Here is a 13,344-nt window from a genome sequence, read left to right as displayed (position 1 = left end):
CCCCGGGTTCAGGCGGCCTTGCCGGCGGTGGCGCGGGCGTACGCGTCAGGACGTGGCGGTGCTGTGCGACATGGGCAGCGCGGTGCCGACCCTGAAGTCGCTGATCGCCGAAAGCCCCTCCCCGCTGCCGGCCGGCACCCGGATCGTGGACGCGCCGTTCCTGGAGGGCGCCGTGGCCATCATCCTCACGCCGGCGATCGGCGGGGACCTCGACTCCGCACCCGCCGCGGCCGAGGACGCCCGCCGGTACCGAAAGCTCTGAGCACACGCTCGCTCACGCACAGCCGGACACCGTCCGCATTCCGGGCGGTGTCCGGCAAAGCAGAGGGAAATCTTCGGCGGACGAGCTGCGGTTATCGCACCCACCCCTTACGCCGCCTTAACACGGCCTTTACGCCACACAGGGGCGTCGGCGCCGCCCGCGACAACGGAATCCGCAGGTGAACAGCTCTTGACCTGCGGTTCTCGCGGAGATTCCATGTCGGCCCGGGAGCCACGGAACCACTTGCTGACCACCGCCTCGGAGGCGATACAGCTCCCGCGCTCATTTCCCAGCTCTGCCGATCGGAACACCGCACCGATGACTGACACGATCAGCGCACCTCAGGCCCTCTCCCCCGCCACGGGGCCCGCCCCCCAAAAGCTCAAGCGTTCCATCGGCGTCGTCGGCGGCACTCTGCTGACCCTCTCGTGCGTGACGCCCGCCTCGACCCTCTTCGTCGTGGTGCCCGACCTGTTCTCCAGCCTCGGCACGTGGACGGCGCTGACCATCGCGATCGGCTCGCTGCTCTGCATCGGCGTCGCGTTCTGCTACTCGGAGCTCGGGACCCTCATCCCCAGCGCCGGCGGCGAGTACGCGATGGTGTCCACCATGGCCGGCCGCCTCGCCGGCTGGTTGGTGTTCGTCATGTCCCTGCTGGTCGTGATGATCGTGCCGCCCGTGATCGCCATGGGCACGGCCGACTACCTGGCCCCCGTGGTCCACATACCGGCGCCGGTCGCCGGTGGCGCCGTGATGCTGCTCGCCACCCTCGCCGGCCTCCTCGACCTGCGGGCCAACGCCTGGATCACCGGCATCTTCCTGGTGCTCGAAGTGATCGCCGCGGCGCTCGTCGCCGTACTGGGCTTCGCCCACAGCGAGCGCGGCGCCGACGCGCTCGTGCACGGCACGGTCGCGGCCGAGGGCGGCGGCACCTCCGCGGTCACCGCGATGATGGTCGTCTCCGGACTCGCCATCGCCCTCTTCGTCACCCAGGGCTTCTCCACGGCCGTCTACCTCTCGGAGGAGTTGGAGAACCCGAAGCGCAACGTGGCCCGCACGGTGCTCCTCACCCTCGCCATCTCCAGCGCCGTCATCCTGGTCCCGGTCATCGCCATCACCATGGGCGCACCCGACCTGGAGGCGCTGACCGCCGGTGACCTCGGCGGCATGGTGACCGCCTGGTCGAACTCCGCCGTCGGCACCTTCGTCAGCCTCTGCGTGGCCCTCGCCATCATCAACGCGGGCATCGTCATGGTGATCCAGAACTCCCGCGTGCTGTTCGCCTCCGCCCGTGACCGCGCCTGGCCGATGCCGGTGAACAACGCCCTGTCCAAGCTGGGCCGCTTCGGCTCCCCGTGGGTGGCCACCCTGATCGTCGGCGTCCCGGGTGCGGCGCTGTGCTTCGTCAACCTCGACACCCTGTACGGCGTCACCGGCGTCTCCGTGACCGGGATGTACCTCCTCGTCGCGGTCGCCGCGCTGTTCAGCCGGCGCGGGGCGCACGGCCAGGCGGTCGCCTGGCGGATGCCGCTGTGGCCCGCCGTGCCGATCGTGCTGATCCTCGTCTTCGCCTACATCCTGACCCAGCAGGACGCCAAGTACCTGCTGTGGACCGGCGGGATCACCGCCGTGGCCACCCTGTACTGGGCGTTCTACCTGCGTCCGCGCCAGGACACCCGCTGGCTGGTGACCATCCCGGAGGACGACCTGGGCACGGAGGCGTAGCCCGCCCTGCCCCGGGTCGACTCCCGAGGCCGATCACGACCTTGCCGAACGGCGGGTCCACGTCGTAGTCCGACAGGCCGTGCGCACTTCCTCGAAGGAGTGCGCACGGCCTGTCCGCGATCGCAGCCCGTGCGCCGTGACGGCCCGGTTCATCGCCTCGAACCGCGCCCGGCTGCCGACGGGCGCCGGTCAGCCGCCGAGCGTGAGCGCGCTGTTGACCAGCCCGATGTGGCTGAACGCCTGCGGGTAGTTGCCGAGTTGGCGTCCGGCAGCGGGGTCGTACTCCTCGGCGAGCAGGCCCACGTCGTTGCGTACCGCCAGCAGCCGTTCGAAGAGGTCCCGGGCCTCCTCCTCGCGGCGGGTCATGTGCAGGGCGTCGACCAGCCAGAACGAGCAGGCCAGGAAGGCCCCTTCGTCGCCGGGCAGTCCGTCGACGGAGGCGCCTTCGGTGCTGTAGCGGCGGACCAGTCCGCTGCTGCCGAGTTCGGCGCGCACCGCGTCGACCGTGCCGACGACGCGCGGATCGTCGGGGGGCAGGAAGCCGACCCTGGGGATCAGCAGGGTCGCCGCGTCGAGTTCGCGAGAGCCGTAGTACTGGGTGAAGGTGCCGCGCTCGGTGTCGTACCCGTTCTCGCAGACGTCGCGGTGCACCGCTTCGCGCATGGCCCGGAAGCGCTTCACGTCGCCGTCGAGCGAGGGGTCGGCCTCCAGGGTCCGCACGGCGCGGTCGGCGGCGACCCAGGCCATCACCTTGGAGTGCACGAAGTGGCGGCGGGGGCCGCGCACCTCCCAGAGCCCCTCGTCGGGGCGGTGCCAGTTGCGCTCCAGGAAGTCGAGGAGCGCGATCTGGATCCGCCAGGCGTGGCGTTCGGCGGGCAGCCCCGCGGACCTGGCGAGGTAGAGGGAGTCGATGACCTCCCCGTACACGTCGAGCTGGAGCTGGTCGGCGGCGGCGTTGCCGACCCGGGCGGGGGCGGAACCGGCGTACCCGCGCAGCCACGGCAGCTCGCTCTCGGGGATCCGGCGCTCGCCCCCGAGCCCGTACATGATCTGGAGGTCGGCGGGGTCACCGGCGACCGCCCGCAGCAGCCACCTGCGCCAGGCGCGGGCCTCGTCGAGGAAGCCGGTGGCGAGGAGGGAGTCCAGGGTGAGGGTGGAGTCGCGCAGCCAGCAGTAGCGATAGTCCCAGTTGCGGACTCCGCCGATCTCCTCGGGCAGGGAGGTGGTGGCCGCGGCGGCGATGCCGCCGGTGGGGGCGTAGGTGAGGGCCTTGAGGGTGATCAGGGAGCGGGTGACGGCTTCCCGGTAGGGGCCCTCGTAGCGGCACTGGGCGGTCCATTCGCGCCAGTCGGCGAGGCTCTGCTCCAGGGCGGCGTACGGGTCGACGGGCTCGGGGCGCGGCTCGTGGGAGGGGTGCCAGGTCAGTACGAAGGCGACGCGTTGGCCTTCGGCGACGGGGAACTGGGAGCGTGTGCTGTTGTCCTCGCCCCAGGTGCGGACCGGGGGCTCGCTGCGGAACCAGACGGAGTCGGGTCCGGCGATGGCGACGCGGTCGCCGTTGCTGCGGCGGACCCAGGGGACGACGTGGCCGTAGTCGAACCGCAGCCGCAGGGTGCTGCCCATCCTGACCCGGCCGGAGATCCCCTCGACGACGCGGATGACCTCGGGGGCCACGTCGCGCTGCGGCATGAAGTCGATGACCTTGACGGCGCCGGTGTCCGTCTCCCAGTAGGACTCCAGGACCAGCGTGTCGTCCACGTAGGCCCAGCGGGTGCAGCGCTCGTCGGCGGCGGCGTCGAGGGGCGCGATCCGCCAGTGGCCGTTCTCCTCGTCTCCGAGGAGTTTGGCGAAGCAGGCACCGGAGTCGAAGCGCGGCAGGCACAGCCAGTCGAGGGACCCGTCACGGCCGACCAGTCCGCTGGTCATCAGGTCGCCGATGAGTGCGTAGTCTTCGATGGGTTGGGTCATTTGTGCCTTGTTCCACCAAATGCCCGGGGTCAATCAGGACGGACCCCGGGCATCCGGCAGGGCATCAGCCGCGCACGAGGAGGAGGACGCCCCCGAGGACGACGCCGAGGGCGACGGCGAGGGCTCCGTGGGCCAGTCGGTGGGCGCGCAGGACGGGCAGGGAGCGGTCGACGGCGTACCGTCCGGGGCCGGTGAGGGCGAGGGCGGCGGCGCCCGCCGTCAGGAGCAGTTCGTATTCGACGCCCTGCGGGGCGAAGAAGGAGCCGGCGCCGTGGACGGCGATGGCGTTGATCAGGGTGCCGACGACGGCCGCTCCGGCGAGCGGGGTGAGCAGTCCGACGGCGAGGCCGAGGCCGCCGAGGGTCTCGGTCAGGCCGGCGAGGACGGCCATGGCGTCCCCGGCGGGGTAGCCGCTCGCGGTGAAGAACTGACCGGTGCCGCTGATGCCGCCGCCCCCGAACCAGCCGAAGAGCTTCTGGGAGCCGTGCGCGGCCATGGTCAGCCCGAGGACGAGGCGCAGGATCAGCAGGCCGACGTCGTGGCCGGGGGTGGACAGGGCCGTGGGGAGTGCGGTGGCGGAGGCGGAAGCGGCCGGCGACTTCGCCGCGGTGGCGGAGGGGCTGGTCATGGGGGGTTCGGTTCCTTCCGGAGGGGCGGTCCGTGGACTCGGGTGGTTCGCATGCGAGGTAGTTCAAATTCGAACTCGACCACCGACCCTAACCAGTGATTCAAATTCGAACAACCCGTGTAGGGTGGAGCCATGGCTGATTCGGCTGACACGGCTGGTACGAGATGGCTGGACGAGCGCGAGATGCGGGCCTGGAGCGGCTTCCTGGCCGCCTCGGCCCTGGTCAACCGACGACTCGACCAGCAGCTCAAGGACGACTCCGGACTCTCGCACCCGCAGTACGAGATCCTCGTGCGGCTCGCCGCGGCGCCCGACCGCGAGCTGCGGATGACCGAGCTCGCCAATGGCCTGATCAACTCCAAGAGCGGGCTCACCTACCAGGTGACCCAGATGGAGAAGGCCGGTCTGGTCCGGCGCCGCAGCTGCCCCTCCGACGTCCGCGGGGTGTTCGCCGTGCTCACCGACGCCGGCGCCGCCAAGCTGAGCGAGGCCGCACCCGGGCACGTGGCGACGGTGCGGGAGGTCCTCGTCGACGTCCTGACGCCCGCGCAGTTGGACGCGCTCGCCGACGGGCTCGGCGAGGTCGGCCGCAGGCTGCGCGCGCAGGGCGCGTAGGGGTACCGTCGACGGCGGAGCGTCCGGTAGCACCTGTCCGAATCGGGGTATATGGGCGTCATGGACACCACGGCCTGGTTCACACTGGCGACGGTCCTCACGGTCGGCCTCGCGATCGCGGCGGCCGTGCTGCTCGTACGCGTCTTCAAGGCGCGGCGACTCCTGCTCGACGCGGGGATCCCGCTCCACGACAAGGCGCTCTTCTGGGTCGCCGTGGCGTACACGATCTCCCCCGTGGACCTGATCCCGGACCCGGTGTACCTGGACGACATCGGGATCCTGCTGCTGGCCCTGCGCGCCCTGCACGCGGCGGCGACCGCGGCCCGGGCGGACAAGGAGCCGGGCGCCGCGTAGCGGGTGGCGGGCCCGCGGTCGGCGCACGCCCGCGGTCAGCGCACGCCGCGGGTGCGGAACTGGACGCTGATCCGCGGCCCCACGGCCCGCGCCGACTTGGGCACGGCGTGCTCCATGGTGCGCTGACATGAGCCGCCCATCACGACGAGGTCGCCGTGGCCGAGCGGGAGCCGGAGCAGGGTGGGGCCGCCGTCGCGGGGGCGCAGCGCGAGATCGCGCGGGTCGCCGACGGACAGGATGGCGACCATGGTGTCCTCGATGGAGGAACGGCCGGTGCGGTCCCCGTGCCAGGCGACGCTGTCGCGGCCGTCGCGGTACAGGCACAGCCCGGCGGTGGCGAAGGGTTCGCCGAGCTCGATGGCGTAGTACCGGCCGAGCGTGTCGCGGGCCTCGGTGAGCGAGGGGTGCGGGAGGGTCTCGTCCTCCCCGTAGAAGGCGAGCAGCCTGGGCACCTCCACTTCACGCTCGTACATCTGCCGCCGCTCGGCGTGCCAGGGCACGTCGGCCGCGAGCCGCTCGAAGAGCGCGTCGGCGCCGCTCAGCCAGCCGGGCAGGTGGTCGACCCACGCCCCCGCCCCGAGGTCCGTGCGCCGCACGGCGTCCAGCGGGCCGAGCCGGATCTCGTCGCCCTGGTCGAAGAGGGAACCCTGGAGGCCTTGGACTGCGTACATGTCCCCAGCCTAACCCGGAGAACCGAACACTTGCACGAATACTCCCCTCGGATCACCCACCTCCCACCACTTCGGCCAATTGGTCCAGACCTATTGACGGCGGGGCATCCGGAGGAATAGGTTCCCGGCGACGAGGCGGCCCAGCCCCCAACTACCGCCGCCTTCAACGGTGTTGCCGCAATCCCCCCACCCCACGCCGGAGGCATTTCCTTGCGCACCCCCACACGCACACGCACACGCACCCGTTTCGCCTGCGGCCTGGGCGCCGCCCTCCTCGGCGCGGCCGCGGTGCTGACGGCCCCCGGCTCCGCGTTCGGCGCCGATCTGCTCGCGAACGGCGGCTTCGAGGCGGCCGGCACCCCGGCCGGCTGGTCCTGCTCGGGCGGCCTGGGCTCCGTGGTGAGCTCACCCGTGCACGGCGGCTCGAAGGCGCTGGCCGGCGCGGCCACCGCCTCCGACAACGCCAAGTGCACCCAGTCCGTCTCGGTCCGACCGAACACCACCTACACCCTCTCGGCCTGGGTCCGCGGCAGCTACGTCTACCTCGGAGTCACCGGCGGGCCCTCGACCTGGACCACCTCCCCCGGCGCCTGGTCCCTGCTCACCGTCACCTTCACCACGGGCGCCTCCCAGACCAGCGCGGAGGTGTACCTCAACGGCTGGTATGGGCAGGGCACTTACCACGCCGACGACGTCGTCCTCGACGGCCCCGGCGGCACCGCCGACACCCAGGCACCCACCGTCCCCACCGGCCTCACCTCCACGGGCAAGACCTCCACCAGCGCCTCGCTCGCCTGGACCGCCTCCACCGACAACGTCGGCGTCACCGGCTACGACGTCTACCAGGGGGCCGCGAAGGTCGCCACGGCCACCGGCACGAGCACGACCGTCACCGGCCTGACCCCCGCCACGAGCTACACGTTCAGCGTCCGGGCCCACGACCTGGCGGGGAACACCTCGGCCGCCTCCGCCGCCGTGTCCGTCACCACCGACAACGGAACGACCCCGACCGGCTTCAAGCAGGCCGCGCCCTACCTCTACCAGGGCTGGGGCAACCCGCCGAGCGCGACCACCGTGATGAACGCGACCGGCGCGAAGTGGTTCACGATGGCGTTCATCCTCTCCTCCGGCGGCTGCAACCCGGCCTGGGACGGCCAGCGCCCGCTGGCCGGCGGGGTGGACCAGAGCACCATCGCCTCGATCCGCGCGGCGGGCGGGGACGTAGTCCCGTCCATCGGCGGCTGGCAGGGCAACAAGCTCGGCCCCAACTGCGCCACCCCCGAGGCGCTGGCCGGCGCCTACCAGAAGGTCGTCGACGCCTACGGCCTGAAGGCGATCGACGTCGACATCGAGAACACGGACGAGTTCGAGAACGCCGCGGTCCAGGACCGCATCCTCGGCGCACTCAAGATCGTCAAGCAGAACAACCCGGGCCTGCGGACCATCCTGACCTTCGGGACCGGCACCACCGGCCCGACCTCGTGGGGCAACCGCCTGATCGACCAGGCCAAGGCGCTGAACGCCGACATCGACGTCTTCACCATCATGCCGTTCGACTTCGGCAACGCCTCGACCGACATGTACGCGAGCACGGTCGGCGCCACCGAGGGCCTCAAGGCCAAGCTGAGGCCCGCCTTCGGCTGGGACGACGCGACCGCCTACGCGCACATCGGCATCTCCGGCATGAACGGCATCAGCGACACCCAGGAGACCACGACCGTCCAGAACTGGACCGACATCCGGAACTGGGCCAACTCCCACCACATCGCCCGCCTCGCCTTCTGGTCCGTCAACCGCGACCGCGGCTGCCCCGGCGGCGGCCTCCAGGAGAGCTGCTCGGGCATCGCGCAGAGCGACTGGCAGTTCACATCCATCACGGCGGGCTTCACCGGCTGACCACCGCACCCCGCACGGGGCCGCCGCCGGGACGCCGGCGGCGGCCCTTCCGTGCGCCGTCTAGACGTCCCGGCGCCGTACGACCGTCATGGCGACGGCCACGGACACCAGCGCCCAGGCCGCCAGAGCGATCCAGGAGCCCGTGATCGTCCCCGGATACGTGCCCAGGCTGGTGTAGGAGTCGGGGTTCAGGCCGAGCCGGGACTGCGCCGCCAGCGGCAGGTGGTTGCCGATCTCCTTCAGGAAGCGGTACCGGTCGCCGCCGAAGAGCAGGGGCACGATGAACAGGAGCCCGACGACGGCGACGATCGAGGCCGTGGCATGGCGCAGGACCGCGCCGAACGCCAGCCCGATGAGCGCGCAGACCGGTACGACCAGGGCGTACGCCGCGACGGCCCGCAGGCATCCGGGGTCGTCGATCGAGAGTCCGACGTGCCGTGAGGCCAGCATCGCGTTGGTGGTGAAGAAGGAGGTGGCGGAGACGGCCGTGCCGAGCAGGAGCGTGATCGCCGTGACCAGCGCCACCTTGGCCGTGATCACCGCACCGCGGTCGGGAACGGCGGCGAGCGTGGTGCGGATCATTCCGGTGCCGTACTCGCCGAACACCGTGATGGCGCCGAAGGCGGCCGCGGCCAGTGCCATGACACTGCAGGCGATGCCGTTCAGGCCGTGGAAGAGCGGGTCGTACTTGAAGGGCCGCATGTCCGGCCCCGGGGGCGGCGGCTGGTCGATGTACGGCAGGTCGGAGTGGACGGCGTTCACATTGATCGCGATGGCGACGACGGCGCTGAGCACGAGCACCCAGTACGTCGACCTGAGCGAGCGCATCTTGATCCACTCGGCGGCGAGCAGGTCGGTGAACCGGGCGGCCGGTGCGACCGCGGGCATGGTGGGGCTCATCGGGCTCCTCCCGCGAGGTATTCGACGCTGTCGGCGGTGAGGGACATGAACGCCGACTCCAAGGAAGGGGCGCGGGTGGCCAGTTCGTGCAGCACGATGCCGTGCCGGTGCGCCAGCTCGCCGATCCGGGCCGCGCTCAGGCCAGTGACCCGGGCCCCTCCGTCGTCTTCCCGGCTCACCGACGCACCCTCCGCCCGCAGCACGCAATCGAGGGCCGCCAGGTCGGGGGTGTGCACGATCACGCCGAGCGGGGCGCGGCGGTCGGAGAACTCCCGCAGGCTCTGGTCGGCGATCAGCCGGCCCCGGCCGATGACCACGAGCTGATCGGCGGTGGCCTCCATCTCGGCCATCATGTGGCTGGAGACGAACACCGTGCGGCCCTCGGCGGCCAGCCTGCGGAACAGGCCGCGCACCCAGAGCACGCCCTCCGGGTCGAGGCCGTTCAGCGGCTCGTCGAAGAGCAGCACCGGCGGATCCCCGAGCAGCGCTCCCGCGATGCCGAGGCGCTGCTTCATGCCGAGGGAGAACCCGCCGATCCGCCGCCGCGCGGCCTTCGCCAGCCCCACCTCCCGGAGCACCTCGTCGACGCGGGTCTGCGGGATGCGGTTGCCGCGGGCCAGGGCCGACAGGTGCGCCCGTGCGCTGCGCCCGCCGTGCACGTCCTGGGCGTCGAGCAGCGCACCGACGTGGCGCAGTCCGCGCGGGCGGGAGGCGAAGGGGACGCCGTCCACGGTGACGGAGCCGCTCGTGGGGGCGTTCAGGCCCAGGATCATCCGGAGCGTGGTGGATTTGCCGGCGCCGTTGGGGCCGAGGAAGCCGGTGACCTTGCCCGGCTCCACCGTGAAGCTCAGGTCGTCGACGGCCGTGGTGTCGCCGTACCGCTTGGTCAGTCGGGTCGATTCGATCATGGGTCCACGGTGCCGTCGAGGGCGCCGAGCGGACATCGGCCGACGGTCGACACCGGTCCGGCCCGCACCTGGCCCGGGGGCTTAGTCCCGTGGGCCAATGCCCGTGCGGGGGCGCGTGGTTACGATCGACGGATGATCGCCACTCCGCGTCCGCCCCTGCCCAGACGCCTGCCCGCGGGTGTGTGGGTGGGGGCCTTCTGGTCGGCCCTCATCCTGATGCGCACCTTCCAGCGGGAGGACGAGCTGAGCCGGCTGCTGCGGTACCACGGCAACACCGAGGACGCGCCGCTCCTGGTGACCGCCGTCGTCACCACCGCGGGAGCGTTCCTGCTGGTGCGGGCGCCTCTGGCGGCCCTGGCCGTGGCGCTCGCGGGAGCCGTGTTCTCCCTGGGGATGGAGGTGCGCGAGACACCGATCGTGCTGTTCCTGCTGGCGGACGCGGTCGTGGGCTACACCGCGGCGACCCGCTCGCGGCGCGTGTCGGTCCCGGCCGCCTTGCTGCCCATCGCCGTGGTGGCCGGGGACACGGCCGGGCGGGTGTCCCAGGGGTACCTCAACCTCTCGGCACCGGTCCTGCTGACCTCGACCACCGCCATCGCCTGGCTGATCGGCAACACGGTCCATCAGAGCCGGAGGCACGCGGAGACGGTGCGCGAGCAGGCGGCACGGCAGGCGATCACGGCCGAACGGCTGCGGATCGCCCGGGAACTGCACGACATGGTCGCGCACAGCATCGGCATCATCGCCATCCAGGCGGGCATGGGCAGCCGCGTCATGGACACGCAGCCCGCCGAGACGCGGCGCGCGCTGGAGGCCGTCGAGGCCACGAGCCGGGAGACCCTCGCCGGTCTACGGCGGATGCTCGTTGCCCTGCGGCGCGGTGACGAGCAGTCCGCTCCGCCGGCCCCGGTCCCCGGGCTCGCCGCGCTCGGTGACCTGGTGGCGAACACGGCCGCCGCCGGGGTGGGCGTCGAGGTCCGGTGGAAGGGCCGCCGTCGCGCACTGCCGTCCGACATCGACCTGGCGGCGTTCCGGGTCATCCAGGAGGCCGTCACCAATGTGGTGCGGCATTCCGGCGCCCGCGGGTGCGCCGTGACGGTCGACCACCGGCCGGACGTGCTGGCCGTGGACGTCGTCGACCTCGGCCCTGGTACCGGCTCCGCCCACCAGAACCCGGGCGGCGGTTTCGGCATCATCGGCATGCGGGAGCGGGTCGGTCTGCTGCACGGGGAATTCAGCGCCGGTCCGCACCCCGAAGGCGGATTCCGCGTGTCGGCGCGGCTGCCGGTCCCCGTCGAAGCGGAGGGGGCGCGGTGATCCGGGTCGTCCTGGTCGACGACCAGCCGCTGATCCGCACGGGCCTGCGAGTGCTGATCGCCGACACCCCCGATCTGGAGGTGGTCGGGGAGGCCGCGGACGGCGCCGAGGCGGTCGAGCTCGTCCGGAGGCTGCGGCCCGACGTCGCCATCATGGACATCCGGATGCCCGGTACGGACGGCATCGAGGCCACCCGCCGCATCAACGCCGACCCGGAGTCGGCGACCCTCGTCCTCGTCCTGACCACGTTCGACGACGACGAGTACGTCTACGGGGCGCTGCGCGCCGGTGCGAGCGGCTTCCTCGTCAAGGACATGCCGCTGGAGACCATCCTCGACGGGGTGCGGGTCCTCGCCGCCGGGGACGCCCTCATCGCCCCGAGCGTCACCCGACGGCTCATCGAGGAGTTCGCCGCCCGGCCCGCCCCCTCCCCCGGCCGGGACCCCGAGGCGGCCTCCGGGATCACCGGCCGGGAGCGAGAGGTCCTCACCCTGGTGGGCCGCGGACTCACCAATACGGAGATCGCCGGGGAACTGTGCATCAGCGTGGCCACCGCCAAGGCGCACGTGGCCCGCCTCTTCACCAAGCTCGACGCCCGCGACCGGGTGCACCTCGTGATCCTCGCGTACGAGTTCGGGCTGGTCACGCCCCCGCGGTGAGACGGCTGCCCGCGCGCGGGAGCGGTGCGGGGGCCCACAATGGAGGGAGCCGGTCCCGCTGCGTCGTGACTCCGTGGAGGTGTCCCATGTCCCGCAGTCACCACTTCCACGTCGACCACGGCGCCCATTCGATCACCGTCAACGTCGGGCCCGGACGGACGGGTGAGATCGAGCTCCTCGTCAACGGCAAGCTCATCGCCCACCGCGAGGAGCACGAACCGGGCACCACGGTGCTGGAGGGCGTCCTGCCCGAGGAACCGGCCCATCCCTTCCGGATCATGGTGCGCCAGCCGCACCTGGTCCCGACGCCGCCGCGGTGCACCTGGGAGATGGACGGCGTCGAACATGTCATGCCGGAGCGGTACTCCCCCTAACCTGGCCTCGAACAGCCCGTCACCGCAGGGCACTTGATCCGGCAGTCGAGGGAGACGTCCGTGAAGATGCTGATCAACTCCGCGGAAACCGTGGTGGCCGACGCGCTGCACGGGATGGCCGCCGCCCACCCCGAGCTGGACGTCGACGTCGAGCGTCGGATCGTCGTACGACGGGACGCGCGCACCGGCGGCCGCGTCGGGCTGGTGTCCGGGGGCGGGTCGGGGCACGAGCCGCTGCACGCCGGGTTCGTGGGCTACGGGATGCTGGCCGCCGCCTGCCCCGGGGAGGTGTTCACCTCACCGGTGCCCGACCAGATGGTGCGGGCGGCCGCCTCCGTGGAATCCGGGCAGGGGGTGCTCTTCGTCGTCAAGAACTACACCGGGGACGTGCTGAACTTCGAGATGGCCGCCGAACTCGCCGAGGAGGACGGGCTCCGGGTGGAACGGGTCCTGGTCGACGACGACGTCGCCGTGACCGACAGCCTGTACACGGCCGGGCGGCGGGGCACCGGGGCCACCCTCTTCGTGGAGAAGATCGCCGGAGCCGCCGCCGAGGAGGGGGCGCCGCTGGAGCGGGTCGCCGCGATCGCCCGGAGGGTCAACAGCGCCTCGCGCAGCTTCGGGGTGGCGCTGACCGCGTGCTCCACTCCGGCGAAGGGCAGCCCCACGTTCGAACTGCCCGACGGGGAATTGGAGTTGGGTGTCGGGATCCACGGCGAGCCCGGCCGGGAGCGGCGCGCGATGATGCCGGCGCGGGAGATCGCGGAGATCGCGGTCGGGGCCGTACTGGAGGAACTGGCCGAGGTGGGGCCGCCCGACGGGCCGGTACTGGTGCTGGTCAACGGGATGGGCGCGACCCCGCTGCTGGAGCTGTACGGGTTCCACGCGGAGGTGGCTCGGCTGCTGGCGGCGCGAGGTGTGCCGGTGGCGCGGGCGCTCGTCGGAAACTACGTCACTTCGCTCGACATGGCGGGGTGTTCGGTCACGTTGTGCCGCGTCGACGAGGAGCTGCTCGGGCTCTGGGACGCGCCCGTGCAGACGGCGGCGCTGCGCTGGGGCCGCTGACT

Annotated in this window: 14 protein-coding genes; 9 read left to right on the top strand and 5 right to left on the bottom strand. The window is 71.9% G+C overall.

Features of this window, described 5'->3' with window-relative positions; all coding sequences use genetic code 11:
* Positions 1–52: 52 nt before the first annotated feature.
* The gene (locus ACFYYJ_RS15285) at positions 53–262 is read left to right on the top strand and encodes a hypothetical protein (RefSeq protein ID WP_389132425.1); all 210 of its coding nucleotides are present in this window, start codon (positions 53–55) and stop codon (positions 260–262) included.
* 318 nt (positions 263–580) lie between these two features.
* On the top strand, positions 581–1,987 hold the full coding sequence (locus ACFYYJ_RS15280) for an APC family permease (protein WP_385127925.1): 1,407 nt from the start codon (positions 581–583) through the stop codon (positions 1,985–1,987).
* A 189-nt stretch (positions 1,988–2,176) separates the two neighbouring features.
* Here the strand turns inward: ACFYYJ_RS15280 and ACFYYJ_RS15275 are convergent, their stop codons facing one another.
* Both ACFYYJ_RS15275 and ACFYYJ_RS15270 read right to left on the bottom strand, forming a co-directional pair.
* Positions 2,177–3,976, bottom strand: a complete 1,800-nt coding sequence (locus tag ACFYYJ_RS15275) for a glycoside hydrolase family 15 protein (RefSeq protein WP_385360840.1) — start codon at positions 3,974–3,976, stop codon at positions 2,177–2,179.
* A gap of 43 nt (positions 3,977–4,019) precedes the next feature.
* Positions 4,020–4,583, bottom strand: coding sequence for a DoxX family protein (locus ACFYYJ_RS15270; RefSeq protein WP_385360800.1), 564 nt, complete (start codon positions 4,581–4,583; stop codon positions 4,020–4,022).
* 132 nt (positions 4,584–4,715) lie between these two features.
* Between ACFYYJ_RS15270 and ACFYYJ_RS15265 the strand changes: the two genes are divergently transcribed.
* Both ACFYYJ_RS15265 and ACFYYJ_RS15260 read left to right on the top strand, forming a co-directional pair.
* The gene (locus ACFYYJ_RS15265) at positions 4,716–5,198 is read left to right on the top strand and encodes a MarR family winged helix-turn-helix transcriptional regulator (RefSeq protein ID WP_385360797.1); all 483 of its coding nucleotides are present in this window, start codon (positions 4,716–4,718) and stop codon (positions 5,196–5,198) included.
* A 60-nt stretch (positions 5,199–5,258) separates the two neighbouring features.
* Positions 5,259–5,552 carry a YkvA family protein gene (locus ACFYYJ_RS15260; protein ID WP_389132421.1) on the top strand — a complete coding sequence of 98 codons (294 nt, stop codon included), beginning with the start codon at positions 5,259–5,261 and terminating at the stop codon, positions 5,550–5,552.
* A gap of 35 nt (positions 5,553–5,587) precedes the next feature.
* On the opposite strand, the gene ACFYYJ_RS15255 is transcribed toward ACFYYJ_RS15260, so the two are convergent.
* The gene (locus tag ACFYYJ_RS15255; protein WP_389132418.1) at positions 5,588–6,223 is read right to left on the bottom strand and encodes an alpha-ketoglutarate-dependent dioxygenase AlkB; all 636 of its coding nucleotides are present in this window, start codon (positions 6,221–6,223) and stop codon (positions 5,588–5,590) included.
* Positions 6,224–6,433: 210 nt separating this feature from the next.
* Here ACFYYJ_RS15255 and ACFYYJ_RS15250 point away from each other — a divergent pair, with 210 nt between their 5' ends.
* Positions 6,434–8,119 carry a carbohydrate binding domain-containing protein gene (locus ACFYYJ_RS15250; RefSeq protein ID WP_389132415.1) on the top strand — a complete coding sequence of 562 codons (1,686 nt, stop codon included), beginning with the start codon at positions 6,434–6,436 and terminating at the stop codon, positions 8,117–8,119.
* A gap of 60 nt (positions 8,120–8,179) precedes the next feature.
* Here ACFYYJ_RS15250 and ACFYYJ_RS15245 read toward each other — a convergent pair whose 3' ends face one another.
* Both ACFYYJ_RS15245 and ACFYYJ_RS15240 read right to left on the bottom strand, forming a co-directional pair.
* The gene (locus tag ACFYYJ_RS15245) at positions 8,180–9,019 is read right to left on the bottom strand and encodes an ABC transporter permease (RefSeq protein ID WP_389132412.1); all 840 of its coding nucleotides are present in this window, start codon (positions 9,017–9,019) and stop codon (positions 8,180–8,182) included.
* The gene (locus ACFYYJ_RS15240; protein WP_389132410.1) at positions 9,016–9,927 is read right to left on the bottom strand and encodes an ATP-binding cassette domain-containing protein; all 912 of its coding nucleotides are present in this window, start codon (positions 9,925–9,927) and stop codon (positions 9,016–9,018) included. The genes ACFYYJ_RS15245 and ACFYYJ_RS15240 overlap by 4 nt, the downstream gene beginning before the upstream one ends.
* 132 nt (positions 9,928–10,059) lie before the next feature.
* Here ACFYYJ_RS15240 and ACFYYJ_RS15235 point away from each other — a divergent pair, with 132 nt between their 5' ends.
* The 4 genes from ACFYYJ_RS15235 to dhaK all read left to right on the top strand — a co-directional run bounded on the left by ACFYYJ_RS15235 (position 10,060) and on the right by dhaK (position 13,342).
* Positions 10,060–11,244 carry a sensor histidine kinase gene (locus ACFYYJ_RS15235; protein WP_389132407.1) on the top strand — a complete coding sequence of 395 codons (1,185 nt, stop codon included), beginning with the start codon at positions 10,060–10,062 and terminating at the stop codon, positions 11,242–11,244.
* Positions 11,241–11,903, top strand: a complete 663-nt coding sequence (locus ACFYYJ_RS15230) for a response regulator (RefSeq protein WP_385127912.1) — start codon at positions 11,241–11,243, stop codon at positions 11,901–11,903. Before ACFYYJ_RS15235 ends, ACFYYJ_RS15230 begins: the two co-directional genes overlap by 4 nt.
* 86 nt (positions 11,904–11,989) lie before the next feature.
* A complete protein-coding gene (locus ACFYYJ_RS15225) occupies positions 11,990–12,277 on the top strand; it encodes a hypothetical protein (RefSeq protein ID WP_384743967.1) in 288 nt (95 codons plus the stop codon).
* Between the two features lie 60 nt (positions 12,278–12,337).
* Positions 12,338–13,342: a dihydroxyacetone kinase subunit DhaK gene (gene dhaK / locus ACFYYJ_RS15220; RefSeq protein WP_389132402.1), complete on the top strand. Its 1,005-nt coding sequence runs from the start codon at positions 12,338–12,340 to the stop codon at positions 13,340–13,342.
* Positions 13,343–13,344: the final 2 nt, after the last annotated feature.

The sequence above is a fragment of the Streptomyces sp. NPDC002467 genome (genome assembly GCF_042889825.1).
Lineage (GTDB): Bacteria > Actinomycetota > Actinomycetes > Streptomycetales > Streptomycetaceae > Streptomyces.
This window is presented reverse-complemented; position numbering and strand designations above follow the sequence as displayed.

Excerpts from the sequence above, each read along its gene's own strand:
- ACFYYJ_RS15280 (WP_385127925.1), top strand. The coding sequence starts at position 581 with ATGACTGACACGATCAGCGCACCTCAGGCCCTCTCCCCCGCCACGGGG.
- ACFYYJ_RS15270 (WP_385360800.1), bottom strand. The coding sequence starts at position 4,583 with ATGACCAGCCCCTCCGCCACCGCGGCGAAGTCGCCGGCCGCTTCCGCC.
- ACFYYJ_RS15265 (WP_385360797.1), top strand. The coding sequence starts at position 4,716 with ATGGCTGATTCGGCTGACACGGCTGGTACGAGATGGCTGGACGAGCGC.
- ACFYYJ_RS15260 (WP_389132421.1), top strand. The coding sequence starts at position 5,259 with ATGGACACCACGGCCTGGTTCACACTGGCGACGGTCCTCACGGTCGGC.
- ACFYYJ_RS15255 (WP_389132418.1), bottom strand. The coding sequence starts at position 6,223 with ATGTACGCAGTCCAAGGCCTCCAGGGTTCCCTCTTCGACCAGGGCGAC.
- ACFYYJ_RS15245 (WP_389132412.1), bottom strand. The coding sequence starts at position 9,019 with ATGAGCCCCACCATGCCCGCGGTCGCACCGGCCGCCCGGTTCACCGAC.
- ACFYYJ_RS15240 (WP_389132410.1), bottom strand. The coding sequence starts at position 9,927 with ATGATCGAATCGACCCGACTGACCAAGCGGTACGGCGACACCACGGCC.
- ACFYYJ_RS15235 (WP_389132407.1), top strand. The coding sequence starts at position 10,060 with ATGATCGCCACTCCGCGTCCGCCCCTGCCCAGACGCCTGCCCGCGGGT.
- ACFYYJ_RS15225 (WP_384743967.1), top strand. The coding sequence starts at position 11,990 with ATGTCCCGCAGTCACCACTTCCACGTCGACCACGGCGCCCATTCGATC.